Annotated in this window: 12 protein-coding genes; 7 read left to right on the top strand and 5 right to left on the bottom strand. The window is 63.7% G+C overall.

The annotated features are described in order from the left end of the window. Positions 1-240 precede the first annotated feature (240 nt). Positions 241-630, bottom strand: coding sequence for a DUF3006 domain-containing protein (locus LRF89_RS11210; protein ID WP_238637134.1), 390 nt, complete (start codon positions 628-630; stop codon positions 241-243). 228 nt (positions 631-858) lie between these two features. Here LRF89_RS11210 and LRF89_RS11215 point away from each other — a divergent pair, with 228 nt between their 5' ends. Continuing rightward, complete coding sequence (locus tag LRF89_RS11215) at positions 859-1,878, top strand: MBL fold metallo-hydrolase (protein ID WP_238637135.1); 1,020 nt, start codon at positions 859-861, stop codon at positions 1,876-1,878. Positions 1,879-2,213: 335 nt separating this feature from the next. Continuing rightward, complete coding sequence (locus LRF89_RS11220) at positions 2,214-3,194, top strand: hypothetical protein (protein ID WP_238637136.1); 981 nt, start codon at positions 2,214-2,216, stop codon at positions 3,192-3,194. Between the two features lie 485 nt (positions 3,195-3,679). Here the strand turns inward: LRF89_RS11220 and LRF89_RS11225 are convergent, their stop codons facing one another. The 4 genes from LRF89_RS11225 to LRF89_RS11240 form a co-directional block, all read right to left on the bottom strand. Next, positions 3,680-4,186 (bottom strand): GNAT family N-acetyltransferase, encoded by a 507-nt coding sequence (locus LRF89_RS11225; protein WP_238637137.1) that lies wholly within the window; start codon positions 4,184-4,186, stop codon positions 3,680-3,682. 505 nt (positions 4,187-4,691) lie between these two features. Beyond that, the gene (locus tag LRF89_RS11230; RefSeq protein WP_238637138.1) at positions 4,692-5,828 is read right to left on the bottom strand and encodes a class I SAM-dependent methyltransferase; all 1,137 of its coding nucleotides are present in this window, start codon (positions 5,826-5,828) and stop codon (positions 4,692-4,694) included. 127 nt (positions 5,829-5,955) lie between these two features. Then, entirely contained in the window at positions 5,956-8,526 is a 2,571-nt protein-coding gene (locus tag LRF89_RS11235) for a DUF2357 domain-containing protein (protein ID WP_238637139.1), read from the bottom strand. A gap of 3 nt (positions 8,527-8,529) precedes the next feature. Then, positions 8,530-10,383 (bottom strand): MrcB family domain-containing protein, encoded by a 1,854-nt coding sequence (locus LRF89_RS11240; protein ID WP_238637140.1) that lies wholly within the window; start codon positions 10,381-10,383, stop codon positions 8,530-8,532. A 368-nt stretch (positions 10,384-10,751) separates the two neighbouring features. Here LRF89_RS11240 and LRF89_RS11245 point away from each other — a divergent pair, with 368 nt between their 5' ends. From LRF89_RS11245 to LRF89_RS11265, 5 genes are all read left to right on the top strand, one after another. Further along, on the top strand, positions 10,752-13,232 hold the full coding sequence (locus LRF89_RS11245) for a DNA/RNA helicase domain-containing protein (protein WP_238637141.1): 2,481 nt from the start codon (positions 10,752-10,754) through the stop codon (positions 13,230-13,232). Positions 13,233-13,659: 427 nt separating this feature from the next. Then, positions 13,660-13,956: a carbon storage regulator gene (locus LRF89_RS11250; protein ID WP_338018523.1), complete on the top strand. Its 297-nt coding sequence runs from the start codon at positions 13,660-13,662 to the stop codon at positions 13,954-13,956. Positions 13,957-14,187: 231 nt separating this feature from the next. Beyond that, positions 14,188-15,219, top strand: a complete 1,032-nt coding sequence (locus LRF89_RS11255) for an IS30 family transposase (protein ID WP_238637143.1) — start codon at positions 14,188-14,190, stop codon at positions 15,217-15,219. Beyond that, positions 15,173-17,284 (top strand): ATP-dependent nuclease, encoded by a 2,112-nt coding sequence (locus tag LRF89_RS11260; protein ID WP_238637144.1) that lies wholly within the window; start codon positions 15,173-15,175, stop codon positions 17,282-17,284. The genes LRF89_RS11255 and LRF89_RS11260 overlap by 47 nt, the downstream gene beginning before the upstream one ends. After that, the gene (locus tag LRF89_RS11265; protein WP_238637145.1) at positions 17,284-19,179 is read left to right on the top strand and encodes a UvrD-helicase domain-containing protein; all 1,896 of its coding nucleotides are present in this window, start codon (positions 17,284-17,286) and stop codon (positions 19,177-19,179) included. The genes LRF89_RS11260 and LRF89_RS11265 overlap by 1 nt, the downstream gene beginning before the upstream one ends. Positions 19,180-19,368 lie beyond the last annotated feature (189 nt).

The following is a 19,368-nucleotide window of genomic DNA, read 5'->3' on the forward strand; positions in this document are numbered from 1 at the left end:
GCAAGCCGCTGACACCCACACGATCCGCGAAGGGGCCCTTCTCCTGGACTCCGGATGACGCTGAACGCCACCAAGACGCGGTTATCGCAGCGGTGGCGCGCTACTTCGGGAGAGGGCCGAGAGCTTCTTCCTGAGTCGGGCCTGGCCAAACCTTCACTGGAAACGATTTGCTGCCCCGAAGCATCGCGGAATTTGTCGTGGTGCACGAGCTAAAGCCAGGGGGTTGAAAGCGTCGTTGGGTTAATCGCTACGCCCGCGCAGCCTGTCGAGCTTGCTCCGGACCCGATTGCGCCGCTGCTCGGTCTCCATCGGCTCGAGCGTGAGGCTCGCGTGCTCCAGGCCGTCCGTCAGCACCCCCTCAATCCGCAGAGACGCGCCCTCCTCGGCGCCTTCCGGCAGTCGATCGGCCGCGACCTTGTACACCGCGGATGGATGCGCCCCGACGATCAGTCGAGCCACACCCTCATCGATAGCATCCACCGTCGCCGTCTCGGCCGCTGAAGTATCTGGCCGCGAGCTCTCTTCAGTCATGATCTGCGACTCCTCCGCATAGGCGCCGGCGATCACCACACCCACCCAGACGAACAGCAAGGCGAGCGCAGCTCCTACAAAACTTACTAGCTTCCTCATGGATCGATCCTCCCTGATCGTCACAAACCGCGGACATCCCGTCCCCGTGTTCAGCATGCCCGGCGCAGGCCAGCGACAAAACCTTGCGATGCCCAAGGCGTTCCGCCACGGTAAGAGGTCAGCCTCCTGATACGAAGCCGATCCATGACTCCTCGACTGCGACGAGACGCACGCCGGAGCGCCACCCTTCTCCCGGTCTTGTTGATGAGCGCCCCGGTGGCCGCCTCAATGTCGATCACCTTCCTCGATGTCGGACAAGGCGACGCCACTCTCGTCTCTGCCGATGGCCACCACGTCCTTATCGACGGCGGCCAAGCCCGGGACGACGCCATCGTCCCGCTCCGGCACAAGGGCATCCGGCAGCTGGATCTGGTCGTCGCCACCCACGCCCACGCCGACCACACCGGCGGTCTAATCTCTGTGCTCGAGGACAAGCCGGTGGACACGCTTTGGTACAACGGCGACGAGCACACCACCCAGACCTTTGAGGCCTTCCTCGACGCCGCCCTCGACAGTGAAGCCCGTTACGTCGAACCGACACGCGGCCGTACCAAGGCGCTCGGCGGCCTCGAGGTGACGGCCCTCCACCCGGGCGATGACACCCAGGGTAGCCACCTCCACGACCGCAACATCGTCGTGCGTGTCAGCGAGGGTGGGTGCTCAGCGGTCATCACCGGCGACATCGAGACCGGCGGCGAGCTCGGCATCCTGAGCTCCAGCATGGAAGTGGATGCGGACGTCCTAGAACTCGGCCACCACGGCAGCCGCACATCCACGGGCCAGCGCTGGCTCGAGGCCGTGGACCCGGATTACGCCGTGACCCAGTACGGCGAGGGGAATCACTACGGCCACCCTCACGGTGAGGTGCTCGAGCGGGTTGAGCGCGCGGGAGCCGAGATGCTTGGCACCGGCGCCCACGGCACCATCCGCATGCGCTGCAGCGGCGGTGAGTGGCAGGCACGCACCGAGGCGCAGGGTCCAGTCGTCGCGGGCGATCGTGAGGCCGAAGCCGCGCCTGGGGTGCCTGCAGAGGAGCCGCCGGCAATCGAGGCGGAGGTCGGCTGCATCGACCTCAACGCGGCCTCCGCCGAGGCGCTTGAGGAGATCGTTCACATCGGCTCGGTCCGAGCCGAGGCCATCATCGACGCTCGCCCTTGGTCCTCGGTCTCGGAACTCAATGCAATCCATGGCCTCGGACCGGCGCGGGTGGGCGATATCAAAGAGCAGGGTGAGGCGTGCGTGCGATAAGCAGCCGGGTCATGGGCGTGGTGGGCTTGACCCGCTGCAGTGGATACCTGACCGTTTGACCAGAGGAGGTATCCACCATGAGCCAGGACCGTCCCCCGTACTCGGCGGAGTACCGGCAGAAGATCCTGGAGCTCGTCTGGCAGGGGCATGAGTTCGCGGAGCTGGCACGGGCGGGTACGGATCGCTGCCGGAGGTGAGAACGGCGTATCCTTGGGTATGGCGATGTTTGAGGGACGGCGTCCCCGGGCGTGACCGGGCTCAAGCTGCGCTGGGCAGCGCCGTCTCCGCAGCACGAGCCGCCCCTGCGCGGCGCGCGAGCGAACGAGGAGCATTGAATGGGTAATGGCCACTCGCCTTCCAACGACGAACAGCCCTCGCCCATCGGGGCAATCCGCTCGGAGCTCGAGCGGGCGCTCGGCGATCAGCCGTTCTCGTCCGAGCAGGAGCTTCAGGATGCCGTGGCGCAGAAAGTGGCGGAGCTCAATCAGTCGCCGGTGTCTGATTTTCAGGGGCTCTCCCGAGAGCAGATGCACCGGCTTCTCCATGCGCCGTTCGACGCCCCGGATCTGGTGCGCTTCGCCGAGGGCATCGAGGCGCGCCCCGCTGCGACGGCGTTCCGGCTCCTGGAGGTCATTGTCGATGCGGCCGGCGAGGAAGGAATCAAGCTGACGGCTAAAGGAAACCTGCCGCGTGCTGTGGTCTTCGAGGCCAAGGAGGCGCTGAAGGCGGAAGGGCTCAAGCGGGAGTGGCTCCCCGGGGTGATCCGCAACGAAGACGACTTCCTCGAGCTCCACCTCATTAAGGTCACGGCCGGTCTGGCGCGGTTCATGCGCAAGGAGCGCGGCCGGCTCAAGGCGACCCGCGCAACTCAGAAGCGCTTTCGCAAGGGCGAGTGGGCGGCGATCTACCACGCGCTGCTCCAGGCCTACTGCCGTCAGTTCAACTGGGCCTATGCCGATGGGTGGCCCGATCTGAGGATCGTGCAGGATTCGTTCGCCTTCTTCCTGTATCTCCTCCACCGCTTCGGAGACGAGCCGAGGCCGGTCTCGTTCTACCAGCGATGCTTCTCGCAGGCCTTCCCGGCAGCTCTTCGGCAGGTTAACGAGGAAGAGGCACTGTTTCCGAGCGACTCTCCCGAGCGGATTGTGCACAGCTGCTGGTCGGTCCGCACCGTACGGCGCTTCGCCATGCCTTTCGGGCTGATCGAGGAGGTTGGCGGTGAGCCCGACGTGCCCTGGCTGAGGGGAGAGCCAGAGAGCTTGGTTATCCGCAGGAGCGCGCTCTACGACCGAGTGGTCTCCTGGGGGGTCAGGTGAGTCGAGAGGAACCGGGGCTAGACAGTATCCTCCGCGAACGGGTGAGTGATGGCGATTGGAGTGGAGGTAAGTCCGCAGGCTCGAAGTTTTCCTTCTGATCCCCAAGCCCGAGCAGACCGCGGGTCCCGGCCCCCGCGGTCTGTGGGTCCTTGTACTCCGCGATGGTGATGCGCTTTAGAGGACGTTGCCGACCGCTCGGTGGATTCAGGCGGGGAGTACTAGTGGGGGCCTACGGCTGCTCCGCGTTCGCCTCGTCCTTGGATCTCTTTGCTATCGAAGACCCAGAGCATCTGGAGATTGGTCGGGGGATCGAGGATCTGCGCTTCGGTGAACCAGTGCGTGTCACCGCTTTCTACATCTACCCTGGGCCAAGCTGAGCACCATGACGCTCAAGGTTGCTTTGAAGGAACGCATCGGTCTACTCCCTCCGATGGTAGATAGGCACTTTCTCAGGGCGGGGGGTGTCAGGTTGATCAGTCGGGCGATCAAAGCGAGCGATACATGATCAGCGCGTCGACGTGACCGTGAATCGGATGGCGGAAGGCGCCGGGCAGGCGGCCGACCACCGTCATGCCGTTGCGCTGCCAGGTGTGGATGGCCGACTCGTTGGTGGCGACGACCAGATTATACTGCATGGCTCGGAACCCGAACTGCGGTGCCATGCGCTGGGAGTGACGGCAAAGCGCTCCACCGATGCCTCGTCCGCGGGCGGGCTCGGCGACGATGTAGCCGCAGTTGCAGACATGGTCGCCAAGGCGCGGCTGATTGGGCTTGAGGTAGTAGGAGCCGACCAGGCCTAGGTGCTCGTCCTCGGCGATCCAGGTGGCGGTGGGTATTGTCACCCACAGTTGGTAGGCCTGCTCCTCGTCGAGTTCCGGTGAGAACGGGAAGGTTTCCCCGGCGCGCAGGACGGGCTCGATGACGGCCCAGACCTGAGGCCAGTCGTCATCGACAAACGGTCGGATAGTGAGTTCGCCGGCTGGGTCGGTCACGGGTTTTGGTGCTGGGTGCTAGTTATTGGCGAAAACGTCTTCGACTCGGTCGGCGTCCAGGATCCGGTCGAGTTTGCTCGAGAGCATGGCGGACCTCCGCCTCCGCGATGTTCCGATAAACCCTGGCAATATACACCAGCAGTGGCATACACCAGCAGTGGCTGCTCCAGCGGATGCCCCGGTGGGAGGTCTCGGAGAATACGGACGAGGTCGTCTCGGCTCAGGTCGTCGGCGAAGGCCAAAGTGTAGGGATGTTCCGTATCGTGTGCGGTGTGGAGTCAACCCCCATCCGCCCTTGCCTCAACGATACGTTTTCTGCACAGGCCCGCCGGTTGACGCTGCTAACTGCTTGATCGCCGTGGCGGTGTTCATAACCTGTTGATTCGCCGCTTAGTGCGGGCTGGATAATCTCTGTCCAATCGACCTCGAAGCCGCTAATCGCCGCCAGCGGCGCGCCTTTCTTCACAGAGTTTTCCACAGGTTTTGTGGATAGGCTCAGTCAGGGCTACGGCCGCCACCTGAAGCCGTTGGCTTCGGATAGGTTCGATAGCACCACTCCGGAACCTGCTGATCCTGCTTGGTCGCCGCCCGGAAAGGTCGTGTAGTGGGCGGGCATATTGCGGATGGTTTCGGCTGCCTCGCGCAGTGCCATGGACAGCGCCCGCGCCCGATCATCGGAGAAGCGCACGCCGATGCGCAATTCCTCGGGCGCCACGTCGAGGTCGAGGAGCTTGCGAAATCCGTCGCCGGCAAACCCGAGGCCACGCGGCGTACCGTCGTGGCGTGGCAGCTGCGGCAGGCGCTGACGGACCAGCGGCAGGAAGAGCCGGACCCAGATCATTGCCACAAGGCCCAGTGGTAGTTCGACGCGGCCGTCCCCGTCGTCGTCATCACCGGGTGACCGCGCCAGGCCGTCCATGCCATCGGCCGCGCGACACGTACAGCGCAGCAGCGCCAGCTTGTAAGTGGCGCTCTTTTCGTCGTTCAGGATGATGTGCCGCAGCAGGGGCAGTGCCCCGGTGCCGTCGTCCGGTAGTCGGATGGCCACCTCGGCCCAGGAGACCTCCGGACGGCCCAGGGCATCGGCGCTCTCGCCGACGTGCTCGACGTACGCACCGTGTCCCGCGGCGAGCTGACGGAGTTCGGCTACCGAGACTGCACGCAGGCCGCGCTCCGGGGCCTCGGGGCCCAGGCGCAGCGTGAAGGCCAGCAGCCCGCCCGGCTTGAGCAGGGTAATGAGTTTGCGGAAGGCGCGGGCGCGTTGCCCCTCCGGTACGTGCATCCAGACTGCGCTGAGCAGGATGGCATCGAAGCACAGGCCTAGGCGGTGGACGTCCTCAAGCCCGGGGAGCTGGTCGTCAAGCCAGCGGATGCGCGGGTGGGGGTGGCGACGGGCGGCCTCGCCGCGCAGGGCTGCTGCTGGCTCGACTGCAACCACCTCGTGGCCGCGCTCGGCGAGCCAGGCGGCATCACGCCCGGAGCCGGCGCCGACGTCCAGGACAGTGCTATCGCCACCAGGTGGCAGACGGTAGATGAGCCAGTTGTGGACGTCCGGGAAGGAGAGGGACTCATAGTCGTCCGCAACATGCTCGGCGCGCTCGTGGTACCAGCGGATCGCCGGGTCCTGCTTGCTGTCCTGCATGCTGGGGGTGGCTCCTCAAGGCCGGTTCGGCTCTCCGTACTCTAATCAATGTGCCATGAGCCGCCGCATGTCGTCGCGAGTGCGTTCGTCTTCCACAGATTTTTCCATGGGTTCCAGGGAAACCGCCTTAGAGTGGGCCATCTTCCCGCGCGCCTATCAGTGCTTCTGCCGCAGCCTCACGGGGCAGCTCCCGCCGGCTGCCGTTGGACCCCACCACCTCAAAGCGCTCGCCGTCGAGGTAGTGCGCCCGGCGTCCCGCGACGTGGAAGGCGACCCGAGCGCGCCGGCCCGCGGCGGCGGGATCCCGCGGCGGCAAGGCCCGGAGCTCGAGATCGGCGCCCCGCGCCCGAAGCGCCTCGTACAGGGCCCATTCCGGGGCAGACTCCAGGAGGAGCTCGGTAATGTTGCGGGCGCGCTGGAAGGCGAGCCGGGAAGACCAACGGTTGGTGGAGAAGCGCTGCCCGCGACCACCGTCGCGGTTGATGATCGGTGCCTCCAGCGCCTGGAGCGGCCCCAGGTGGTAGAGCACCTGCAGCTTGTCAGCGCCCCGCCGGGTAGGCCAGGGCGTAGCGATCTGCTCGCGGGGAAGGACCTCGATGCCCGTCACTTCCGCCCAGTGGATGACCGCCCCCGGCTCGTCCCCAGGCCGTACCGAGGCGGGCGTGTAGAAGGCCACGATCCCGGCCTGATGCTGGCGCGCCTGGCTGGGCGTCCACGGCGTGTAGTAGCGCTGGGCGCGGGCGATCCAGTCGAGGTGCGCCCGCTCTTCCTGCGGGCGCAGGACCGCAACCAGCACCACCTCCGCCGCAAGCCGGTGCCAGGCGTGGCGCTGGCGCTCCGCGCTGTGGGGGACAACGGCCTCTGCCGTGCGCCACCCGGAGCGCTGGAGTACGTGGTGCAGCCACTGCCGGACCCAGTGGGTGGAGCCGGGCAGGAAGGGTAGGGCGCCGACCCCAAGGCGCTCCAGGCCCTGCCAAAGGCGCGTCTGGCCGAAGTCCGCCGCTCCGTCCGCATCGAGCGGGTAGAGAGCAGCCCCCTCAATCACGGTCCGCTGCGCCGTCGGGCGACCCTGGTCGGCAGAGCCCCCAATGCCCGAGCGCTCCGCTCCTAAGGGGTGGCCTGCGCCTGAGCCCTCCTGCTCCAGGATGGCATCACGGTAGCGGTGGAGGACGTTGACGGCGTCGGCAGGCGGGCTGGCGGCGCCGAGGCGCTCGCGGGTCGCGGCATCGTCTTCGACCCGGTACTTGGCGTCTAGGACCAGACGCACTGTAGGCCACGCCGGATCCCTGAGCGTCAGGGCGAAATCCGGTTGCTGGGGGAGGAAAGTGCCCCCGTCCCGGAAACTCGGGTTATAGACCACCTCCAGGCGGCGTTCGCCCGGGAGGTCAAAGGGCACCGTATGCTTGCGGCCCCGGGCCAGGCGCACTCTCAGGCCGTCCGCCTGTACGGTCAGGAGCCGCTCGGGCGGGATGGGCTGCTCGAGCACCTCGGCGACGGTGCGCAGCAGGGCCAGGAAGCACCAGTACTCATAGAGCTGATGGATGTCCTTGACCGAGAGCTCCATTGGTCCACCGCGGATGCTGATGCCTTGGCGCAGGGTGAGCAGGACCTGGTAGGCCTCTTTGTAGCCCGGTGATCCCTGCAGCCGGAGGGAGGCAAACCCGGGCGGGGGTGGGCCGCCGGCCTCGGCGAGTGGCTCCAGGCGCTCCAGGGTGGCGATGCGACGCTCCAGCGCCGCGAGCTCGGCCAGGGCCTGGCAGTCGCGCTGGGCGCCGCCGGAGCCCGCGTGATGGCCCTGGCGCTGCCGATGGCGCTCGTCCTGGACGATCTGGGCCAGCTGCTGACGGATCCGCCGCAGCTGCTGTGCCAGCCAACGGTGCTCCGGGGTATCCAGCGAGGGCACGGGGCGCTGCTCCGGCACGCGCTGTCGGGCTGGTAGGCCTCCCTGGACCTGGCCTGCCCAACCGCCTTGGCCGCGGCCGGTTCGCAAGGCCCGGCGCACCCGGTTATCCGGCCGACGCACCGCCTCGGCACGAACCGGACGGTCCCGGCGCTGCAGGCTGCGCACCGGGTGTTGCGCGACGTGATGCAGGGCCTGTTCCAGCTGGCCCACAAGGTGCCGGAGCAGGGCCAGCCACTCCAGCCGGCCGCTGGGGCGGTGGCGCGCGGTGGCGCTGCCGTAGTGGGTGGCGCGCAGGTACTCCAGCGCCAGCCCGGCGGCGAAGGCGTGGACCTCCTCGCGCATGGCGACGTAGTCGGCGCGGTAGGCCATTTTCGTCGGGAAGACCTCCACCTCCAGGTCGAGCTCCGGCTTGCCGTCGACCCGGACACTGAAGCGGCTCAGCCCGACCTGGCCGCCGAAGTTGATATGGCCGTAGGCCTGCGCCCTGCCGGGTGCGGCGTGGAGATGAGTGAGGAGCGCGGGATCGCGGTGGCTGAGTTCGACGCGCTCGCCGTGGTAGCTGCTGAGCCACAGGTCGTAGGCCGTCTCCTCGTGCAGGGGTGGGCCCGCGGTCTCCGCCGGGTCCCGCGCTACGGCGTCCGATACGCCGGCGCGCGCCGTGCCTGGTCTCAGGGTGAGGTCCCGCCGCTGGGGCCAGATCCGCAACGCCCCCGTCGGCCCCTTGGCGTGCTCCGGCAAGGGGCCGCTGAGGATGAGCGTCACGCGGTCCGTCTCGATGCGGAAGAGCTCGGCCACAGCTCAGAGCCAGTACGAGGTGAAGCCTTCGGCCGTCAGCCGGTCCCACATCAGGCACGCCCGCGCCGCGAGCCCCGGGTAGCGGGCGCCGGCGATCCGGCCGGGCCGGCCGGTCTCCGCCCAACGCTCCAGGAGGTCGCGGGCGTCCTCCTCCTCGGTCCATGGCGTGCCACGATAAGCCCAGCCGAGGATGCCAATCAGGACCCGCTGGATGCTGGCGCTGCCGCCAACGATGCGCGGCAGGATCTTCATCTGTAGGGCCAAGTCGAGAGGCTCCACCGGCTCGTCCTCTCCGTTGCGGAAGAAGGAGCGGAGGGCCTCGGCGTGCAGGACGAAGAGCGCGAGCTCGTCGCGGGTGCGGTAGCCGACCTGGAGCTGGGCCTGGGCGAGGATGCGGTTGAGCGCGACCAGCTCGTCGATGGCCTCCTGGATCCGGTGCCGCTCCGCCGCGGTCAGGCCATCCAGATCGGCGAGGCGGGCGGCCCGCGGCTGCCAGGCGCTGACCGGCCACGGCTGGGGGTGCGGGGCCTCGCCCTGGGCCTCAGGCGCCCAGCGCTCGAGCGCCACCTCGGAGAGCTCCAGGGTGAAGGCGCGGTCCAGGACTTTGCGGGAGAAGCCGTGCGCGCTCTCGTCCATGTTGACCGTCCCCACCAGGGCCAGGTTGGCCGGCAGGTGGACTTGCTGCCACTCGGCATCGTGTGCCGGAAGCGTCCCCTGAAGGAGCGGGGTGCTGGCGTAGCCACCCCCGGCGGCGGGGCGGCGGTCCTCGATGCGGCTGAGGACCTCCGCGAAGTAGTGCTCCACGCGTGCAAGGTTCATCTCGTCGAGGATCGCGACCTCGTGGGCGTCGTCGGCCCCCATGGCACGGTGGGCGACCTCCAGCAGCGCCCCCGGCCGGAAGGTGCCCTGCAGGTCGGTGTAGCCGAGGACGTCGGCGCTGTCGGTCCAGTCCGGCCGGACGGGGATGAGTTCGGCGCTGCCGCCGGTGTACTCCGCTACCAGGCGGGGCAGCCTGGATTTGCCGGTGCCGGTGATGCCGGCGAGGATGACGAACGGCTTGGTGCGCAGGGCCGTCACGTACTGCGCCAGCTGCCAGTCGGGGAAGATGAAGCCTTCGGCCTGGATCCGGTCGCGCAGCTCCTGGAAACCGGTGGCTAGCTCGAAGTGGGTGCTTGGCTGAGGTGGAGGGTCTGGATCCTCCGTCGTGGCAGGCTCCGCCGGGCTCTCCACCAGGGTGCGGCGCAGGTCGGAGCTCATGTAGGCCTCGTAGGCGTCCAAGAGCGCCTCCAAGTCGGCGAAGAGGACCTCGTCGTCCGGCAGGTCGCCCGCCTCGTAGAGCCTATAGGCGATGGTGGAGTGCTCGTAGGCCTTGCCGAGGTTGCCCTGGGTGCGCAAGTCGATGGTGCCATCGGTCCGAAAAGCGGATGCGCTCTCCGGCAGGAGCCCCGCGAGTTGCGCGGCGCGGCGTCGTAGGATCGAGCGGGCCTCCTGCGTGCCGTGTTGCCGCTGGAGATCGGTCACCCCCTGATTGAAGGTCAAATAGACCCCGCTCATATCCTCCCGGAAGAGGTAAACGACGTAGACACCGTGCTGCGTGGTGTTCGTCTCCCGCTCGTCGAGGAAGGCCAGCCACGGCACCCGCGCCCAGTTGCCGCGGCCCACCGACCAGGTGATCTGGACCGAGGGGTGCTCCTGGACGATCGGGTGCGCCTCGAGGAGCTGCTGCATCTGCTCGAAGGTCTGCCAGAGCTCATGCTCCTTGCCGAAGGGGTCGCTAGTGCGGGCATCGGCGTAGTGCGCCAGGATGGTGGCGAGGAGTTCCTGGAGAGTGGTGGAGGACATCGGCGTCGTGGCCATGGGGTCCGAGGCTCCTTGGGGATTTTCGACGAAGATACCTCCGGACGGGATCGTACCAGGTCTGCTGCATTCTTCTCCTCGGGAGCCGGCAGTTTCTTATAAAAAACAACCGCAAATATGATTATTATCAATCAGCAACGCCTATAGGGCTGAGGCCTCGTCCTGGCGCGGTGCCGAGTTCGTCGAACCTGACCGGGGCGCCGTAGCCCCGTGACAGGTCGACAGAGACGCCCGCCCCCATGCCCCCCTCAAGCCGCGGGGTGTCCCGTTGTCCCTCGAGGTCACCTCGCTCATGCTGCGCCGCGGGAGGTGATGCCGTCTTGCCGGAGGCTTGACGTCGGCCTGGTATCCGCGCTCTTAATGTGGGCATGCTCGTCTACCAGGCGGACAAGGAGCGGTTCCTGCGTGACGTCGGTCAGAACGTCATTGAGGAGCGGGTCGCCGAGGCGCTGCGGGCTCGCGGTATCGGCGGGGTCTCCCCCAAGGAGATCGATGCCTTCCAGCAGTCGCTCACCTACATGAAGAATGTCCTCGAGCCGGACTCGATCCCGGCGGAGGCTAGCGTCGCCATCGAGTACCGCATCCCGCAGACCGCCAAGCGCATCGACTTCATCCTCTCGGGGCTCGACGGCCAAGACCAGGCCAATGCCGTCGTCATCGAGCTCAAGCAGTGGCAGGAGGCCGAGCCGACCGACAAGGACGGCATCGTCCGGACCTTTGTCGGTGGCGCCCACCGGGAGGTCCCGCATCCCTCCTACCAGGCCTGGAGCTACGCGGCCCTGCTCGAAGACTTCAACGTCTCCGTCCGTGAGGTCCCGATCCAGCTGCGGCCCTGCGCCTATCTGCATAACTGCAAGGATGGCCGGCTCCGGGATCCTCGCTACCGCGAGCATCTCCACGAGGCGCCCGCCTTCCTGCGCAACCAGGTTGGCGAACTGCAGCGCTTCATCGAGCGCTATATCCACCGGGGAGACCGGCACAGGGTTCTCAATCAGCTGGAGCAGAGCCGGATCCGTCCCTCGCGCGAGCTCGCCGACACCCTGACGCGGCTGATCCAGGGCAACCGCGAGTTCGTCATGGTCGATGACCAGAAGGTCACCTACGAGGCAGGGCTGGAGGTGGCCGAGATAGGACGGCGCAACGGCAAGCAGGTGCTGATCGTCGAGGGCGGGCCGGGGACCGGCAAGTCCGTCGTGGCCGTGAACCTGCTAGCCGAGCTGATCAACCGGGGACAGAACGCGCAGTTTATAACCCGCAACCGCGCCCCGCGGGAGGTCTACAAGGCACGGCTCAAGGGGACCCTCAAAGTCAAGCGCATCGATAGCCTGTTCCGCGGCACCGGCGGTTTCGTAGGCAGCAGCCGCGACGCGATCGACTCCCTGATCATCGACGAGGCCCACCGCATCGTCGAGAAGGATCGTTATGCTGGGCAGGCCGGTGAGAACCAGATCAAGGAGATGATCCGTGCCGCCCGCGCCAGCGTCTTCTTCATCGATCCGGCGCAGCAGGTGACCTGGCAGGATATCGGCTCGATCGACGAGATCGAGCATTGGGCCGCCGACCAGGGCGCCACCGTCCACCGGGCGGTGCTCCAGTCCCAGTTCCGCTGCAACGGCTCGGACGGGTATCTGGCCTGGCTGGACCGAGTCCTCCAGATCCGCGACACCGCTCAGGAGGATCTGGCCGGCCTGGACTACCACCTCGAGGTCATCGACGATCCGAATGAGCTCCGGGATCGCATCCGCGCCCACGATGCCGCCGGGCAGCGCGCCCGCGTGGTGGCCGGCTACTGCTGGGACTGGGCTAGCAAGAAAAAGCCAGACGCCTACGATATCTGCCTTCCGGAGTACGGCTTCAACATGCAGTGGAACTTGGACGCTGACGGCCCCCTCTACCTGGAGAAGGCGGGATCGGTGGACCAGGTCGGGTGCATCCACACCGTTCAGGGCCTGGAACTCGACGTGGTGGGGGTGATCATCGGCCCGGACCTGGTGGTCCGCAACGGCCGCGTGATCACCCAGCCGGACCAGCGCGCCGGGACGGACCGATCGCTCCGAGGGTACAAGACAGCGCGCAAGGAGGCTCCCGCGGAGGCGGAGGCGCGTGCCGACGCCATCATCAAAAACACCTACCGGACCCTGATGAGCCGCGGCCTGAAGGGATGCCTCATCTACTGCACCGATCCGGAGACACAGGACTACTTCAGAGAGCAAGTAGCCCGGGCGATGGCGCCCCAGGGCGATGGGGCAGAGGCGCCGTCACTGGCCTCGGGAGCTGAGTCCGAGCTCAAGACGGCGGTGGAGCCGGAGCCCTCAGAGGCGGACCCGGGGGTTCTGCGGCTGAGGCCGCGGGAGGAGGTGGGCCCGGAAGACCGGGCTGTCCCCTTCGTCGACCTGCCGGCCGCGGCAGGCGGCTTCGCCGCCTATGAGCTGGCCGGCGGGCTCGAGGGTGGAGCGGATCTCTCGGCGTTCGATACGTGGGCCGTGCTCCCCGAGCCGTTCGAGGCCAAGCCCGGCTACTTCGTCGCCCGGGTGGAGGGCGAGTCGATGAGCCGCCGGATCCCGAGCGGCGCCTACTGCCTCTTCCAGGCCAATCCCGGCGGCACGCGCAACGGCCGGGTGGTGCTGGTCCACCACCGCGACATCCAGGACCCGGACCACGGCGGCGCGCTGACCGTGAAGGTTTACCGAAGCGAGAAGGTGGCGGAGCCGGAGGCCGGGTGGCAGCACAGCCGTATCACTCTGGCGTGCGACACCCTGGAGCCAGGCTACGAGGACATCGTGCTGACCGGCGCGGCGCTCGAGGAGCTGTGGGTGGTGGGCGTTCTGGTTGCTGTCCTCGATGGCTGAGCAGGGCGGTTATGGCCGTGGAGGTCGTCCCAGCTCTCCGCCTGGGCGGTCCTTGTTGGAGGTCGGCCCGACCTTTTTCTGCACAGGTGGCCAGCAGGCAGCGCGGCACATCGTCCGATGCCGGATGTCAAGCGTAACTTGCTGACTTTGCAAAGCGTGGTCGGTGGCTACGCATTGCTCACCGCGCCGCGATCCGGCTCGTTGCGCCGGGATCAGGAGTCTCCTCCACAGACTTTTCCACAGGTTCTGGGGAAAACCGGGGCACGGCTATATACGAGGTTGTCGTCGCACAGCGCCAGGATTTCGGTGCGGTGGCCGCGACCTGGGGCTGCCGTCAGGTCGAGGCCGAAGCCGGGGGCGGAAGTGCTGCAAGAGCTGCCACCCACCCAACCCTCATGACTGTGCAGGATACCTTCGCTACGATCACGTGCCGAGCACCGGAAGCGTCCGGTCCTTCCCCGGCGCAACCGCATGTCCAACGAGTGCGACAGCTCAAGGAGGAGTCGTACTGATCATCACCCGCCGTGTCGAAGAGGCCATGCACATCGGCGACAAGATCACCATCCAGGTCTCGCGCATCAAGGGAAACCGGGTGGCCCTCGCCATCGACGCTGCGGAGGACGTTAAGGTCCTGCGCGAGGAGTTAGACCCCCATCCAGAGGACGATGAGTCGGCGACAGCTGAGGAGAGCGGCGATGAGGCGCAGGAGCTTCCGTCCCAATAAAGGCGATTAGGCAGGAAATGCGCGGGCGGTTCAAGGTTCAGCCTGCGGTGCAATCGGGTTATTGTAGAGAGTTTTGGCGATGGTGGAATGGATCCATGTCCGCTCGGAGGCCATTCGTAGAGTCGGTTATGAGTCCGCGACTCAGCGTATGTATATTTATTTCCATGACAGCACGCGTAGGCTCAACCTTCAAGCGCAACACCCACACCCGAATTGGGGTAGGATGTTGCTATGGATACCCGATACGAGCACCTCAGTGATCCGGAGCGCGCCGTCATCTTGAGTGAGCGCAGCCGTGGCAGCAGTGGGCGGGCGATCGGCCGTCTTCTCGGGCGCAGTCCGTCGACGGTGACCCGAGAGCTGGCCCGCGGGCATGCGCCCGCGGCCGAGACCGCGTACTGCCCGACGCAGGGCGCTCAGCAGTACCGAGCTCGACGGCGATGGTGTGGTCGCCCCGCCAAGCTGGTTGAGGGCGGATGGCTGAACCGCTACGTCCTCGACCGGCTGTGCTACGGGCAGTGGTCTCCCGAGCTGATTGTCGGCAGACTGGCGCGTATGAACCCCGAGGATCTGGAGGCTCGCGTCAGCCACGAGACCATCGACGCGGCGATCGACGCCCATCCCAAGGGCTCGCTCAAGCAGGAGCTGATCCGGGCGCTTCGCCGCCAGAAGCCGCAGCGCGGGCAGCAGCGGCGCACCGCGGCGCGGGGCGGCTCCATGGCGCCGGAGCACTTGCGCATCGCCTATTGGCCCGAGGCCATCGAGCAGCGGCCGATGCCTGGCCACTGGGAGTGCGACCTGATCAAGGGCGCCTACAACCGCTCCTCGGTCGGCACGCTCGGCGAGCGCAAGACCCGCTATGTAGTGTTGAGCAAGATGCGTGACGGCACTGCCGAGGCGGCCCTGGAAGGCTTCCACCGGCCGATGAGGCGCCTGCCGGCGCTCCTGCGCCCGAGCCTGACCTACGACCGGGGCAGCGAGATGGCCTGCCATGAGCGGCTCGCCCAGCGGCTGAATCGGTCGATCTGGTTCGCCGACCCGCATGCGCCCTGGCAGCGCGGTAGCAACGAGAACACCAACGGCCTGCTGCGCCCGTACCTGCCCAAGGAAGCCGACCTCAGCGAGCTGAGCCAGACCCCGCTCAACGATATCGCCCGGCTTTTCAACCAGCGACCGGGCAAGGTGCTGGACTTCAGAACGCCCGAGGAGGCCATGAATGAAGCGATTCAGGCCTTCTCGAAGACTGTTGCGCTTGATTCTTGAGACCAGCAAGACCTCGTTAAAAATGTTTATTGAAAGCGTCACGTTATCGAATTTTAAGTCTTTTGGCCCTGAGCCTACTACCACAACCTTGTCACCGCACGTCATAACGCTCGTTGGCACAAATGGCTCTGGCAAGACAGCACTCATTGAGGCCTTACAGCGCTTGTTCTCGCCTGTCCGCGGAGAGCGGGCTATCCAAAAAAGCGACTTTCATTTCGCGCCAGATGAGACTGAGGAGCAAATCGATAAAAGATGGCTTTACATCGAGGCCACCCTCGCGTTTCCTGAAATCGATAACCAGGATACTACGGAGGGTGCGAAACGCACGGTGCCCGCAGCGTTCAATGATATGTTCATAACCCAATCGGACGGATCTCTCAAAGCGCGAATACGCTTGGAGGCTCAGTGGCGAAGGAATGAGTCCTTCGAGGACGACGTAGACGCAGATATATATTGGATTCTTTCCGATAGCTGCGAAATTTATCCCGGCGACGAGCATCCGGACAAGATGCGGTTTAAGGCAGCAGATAAAGCCCTTATCCAACTGCGTTATATCCCAGCAGCGCGGCATGGTGGCAACGTCTCACGCACAGCACTTAAGCAACTTCTGGCCAGGCTAGAGCGGACAGCGGATTGGGACGAAACGACGAAGAACAGATCATTCGAGCAGGCCGCAGCCTTGGAGCGAGAGTTAAATAGTAACTCCGCAATTAATCATGTTACTAAGATGCTGAGTAGCGAATGGCAACATCTCCACCGAGGAAACTTTGACGGCCAGCCCCGCTTTAGCGTTGTTGCCAGGCAGTTCGAAAAGCTAATTCGGGAGCTTACAGTCTCATTTGAGCCAGGACCCGGGGGTCGAGATCGTGATCTCGAAGAACTTAGTGAGGGACAGTCATCCCTGTTCTACTTCGCTCTCGCGGTAACATTGTATAAGTTAGAGCAGGAGTTAGCCTACGCCGAGCCCGGTGAGGAACCCGAGGGCTTTACGCAACTGGATTACGATCCCCCAACGCTTACAATCTTCGTCCTAGAAGAGCCAGAAAATCATCTGGCGCCATTTTATCTTCCACGCTTAATGAGTGTGCTGCAACACATATCGGCCGGCGAACAAGCCATGGCCCTCGTTACAAGCCACTCGCCAAGCATTCTACGGCGCAGTGAACCTGAAAACGTTCGCCATCTACACATCAAAGAGCCAGCTCGTGGTACTGTCGTTAATCAAATACTGCTTCCCGAAAGCGATCAGGCTGCCTATCGGTTTATCCGAGAAGCCTTAATCGCGAATCCAGAGCTTTATTTTGCAAATGCCTGCGTCTTGGGTGAGGGCGAGTCCGAGGAAATCGTTCTTCCTCGTCTAGCCGAGGCACAAGGTGTATCTTTAGACCCATCATTTGTGGCGTTCGTCCCGCTCCGTAGCCGATACGCCGGCCACCTTTGGCGGCTGCTAGCCCAACTACAAATCCCACATTTAACCCTGTTGGACTTTGACCTTGGAAGATGTCAGGCGGGGCCCAAGAGGCTGAAAGACGCGTTGAGGTGGTTGCGAGAACATCGGGACGCTCGTTTGTCTCCTCCGAGAAATGAACAGGAGCTTGATGACTTAATATCTCAGTCCGATGAGCACGACAATAACCTTGACCATAATGCGCTTAAAAAGTGGATAGAGTGGTTCGAAGAGCAGAACGTATACTTCTCGTACCCTCTGGACCTTGACTTCGCAATGATCCGTGCATTTCCCGAGGCTTATAATGTAAGCACCGAGGAGCCTGACCAAGACGAAAAGCACGCAATACTTCGATCTATCTTTCACGGCAGCGGCGTGGGCCTGCCGGCGTACAATGGGCTCCCAGAGGAAGAACAGGTAAGTTTCAGGCAGCTTCGAGCCTACCGGACTCTGTTCAAGTCTAGAAGCAAGCCTGCATCCCACTACGCTGGCATCGGTTGTCTCAGTACAGACACAATGCGAGACGGGTGCCCACCGGAGCTTAAGAGGCTGGTGAGGAAGTTGGATGCGTATATTGCTGATACAGCTTGGCCCTCTGAGACGGGGGGTAAAGAATGATGAGAACCAAGGTCCGGCCGGACGAGTGGCAACCATCGCCGGGAATCGCGCTTGAGGAGACAGCTGAAAAGGTCATACGCTCTGGAGGAAACACCTGTGTGGTGGCGGGACCGGGCGCAGGAAAAACCGAGTTGTTGGCTCAACGGGCAATGTTCCTCTTATCGACAGGCGCGTGCCCCTATCCCCGGCGTATCCTAGCTATCAGTTTCAAGGTCGATGCTGCCGCGACATTGCGTCACCGCGTTGCAACGCGCTGTGGAGATGAGCTTGCCATTCGATTCGACTCCCTCACGTTCGATGCTTTCGCCAAACGTATCGTCGACCGCTTTCGCGCAGCTCTACCAGAGCATTGTCGCCCTGAGGCAAATTACCAAGTTATTTTCCCGCGGAAGGAAGACTGGGACCAATTCCTCCATGAGTGCAAACCACCGCCTGACCTAGGCAGTGAATACGATCTTCTGGGTCTTCATCCTGGGCGGCTTAACCACAAACATGGTGATCCGCAGGGCCTTCTGCGGGACACGCTTAAAAAACCATGCACCTTAGAGCAATGGGCAATTCGCGCTTGGTGGGAAAGGCAACTGAAAGCCCACCCGCCGAAACTTTCTTTCCCCATGATCCGGGCATTAGCAAATTATATATTATATAGAAATCCGAAGATTGCAAAGGCGTTGCAGCTCACATATTCTCATGTTTTTCTTGACGAGTTCCAGGACACGACACCTACGCAACTCGAATTGATCGTGAACGGTTTTTGCGGCTCTGAAGTAAGCACAACCGCAGTCGGCGACACGAAACAGAGAATCATGGGTTTCGCGGGGGCCATTCCTGACATTTTTGGGTTATTCCAAGATAAATTCGATGCCTCTTTAGAGTGCCTCCGCATGAATCATCGGTCCAACGCGCGCATCGTGCAGCTCATAAACCGCCTTAGTTTCGAGATAGATGAAGACGCTGTTCTTACCGAATGCGCGCGGTCCGACGAACTAGCACCACCCAATGCTGTGCAGGTTTGGGGGTTTCCTGATCAGTATCAAGAAGCTAAGGCGGTTGCTGGCTTCATTCGGGATCAAATCGATTGGCACAGCAGATCACCCGCCGATTTCGTGATCCTGACGCGACAGAAAGCGGAAGACCTTCAAGGGCGTTTAGAAGAAGCTTTCACGCAGCAAGGTTTGCGCCTACGAAATGCTGCACGATACTTCGGACCACTACAGTTGCAAGATCTGCTCGAGGACGAGGTCTTCCAGCTGCTGGTATCGATTATCAAACTTGCGATTGGTTACCGTTATGGCGTTCCTTATCAGAAATGCCAAGAGACAATATCACAAGCACTTGGTGCCGATTTAACAAGTGATCGTGGCGTTCTAGAGGTAAACAAGCGAGTTCGCGGTCTGGTTCGTTCCTTTCGGCATATTACCGAAAACCAGGTTCCGGTCGATGCAGAAAGTCAAAACTTGTCAAAGACGCTTTTTGGGTTTGTAGACAAAGAGTCGTTTTGTAGCTCTGTCCCGAAGTATGAGGATCGTCATTTTCTGGATCGTGTGCTGGAGTCTTTTGATGCGTTTTTCGAGGTGAGCAAAAAAGGTCTGACCAGTTGGGGCGATGTTGTGGGGGAGCTCGAAGGGTGCAATCAGGTTGACCTTATGACGATTCACAAATCAAAAGGATTAGAATACCATACAGTTTTTTTCGTCGATTTGCATGATCAGTCCCTTTGGAACTACCGAAAGAACCCTACAGAAGAGACGAACAATTTCTTCGTCGCATTGTCTCGAGCAGAAGAGCGAGTGGTCTTCACGTACGCTGATGACAGCGGCTCACGGGATCAGATACAAGAGTTGTATCGCATTCTCGAGGATGATGGCGCTGAAATGAAACGACCTTGCGACTGACAAATCTCAAGCGCAACACCCACACCCAGAGCGAGGTAAGATGTTGCGATGGGTAGCCGATACCCGTACCTCCGTGATCAGGAGCGCGCCGTCATCTTGAGTGAGCGCGATCTTGGCAGCAGTGCGGAGCGATCATCCGTCTTCTTGGGTTCGGCTCGTCAAGGACAGGACTCACTCGAGCTTAAGGAT

Source organism: Halorhodospira sp. 9621 (assembly GCF_022228055.1).
Lineage (GTDB): Bacteria > Pseudomonadota > Gammaproteobacteria > Nitrococcales > Halorhodospiraceae > Halorhodospira > Halorhodospira halophila_A.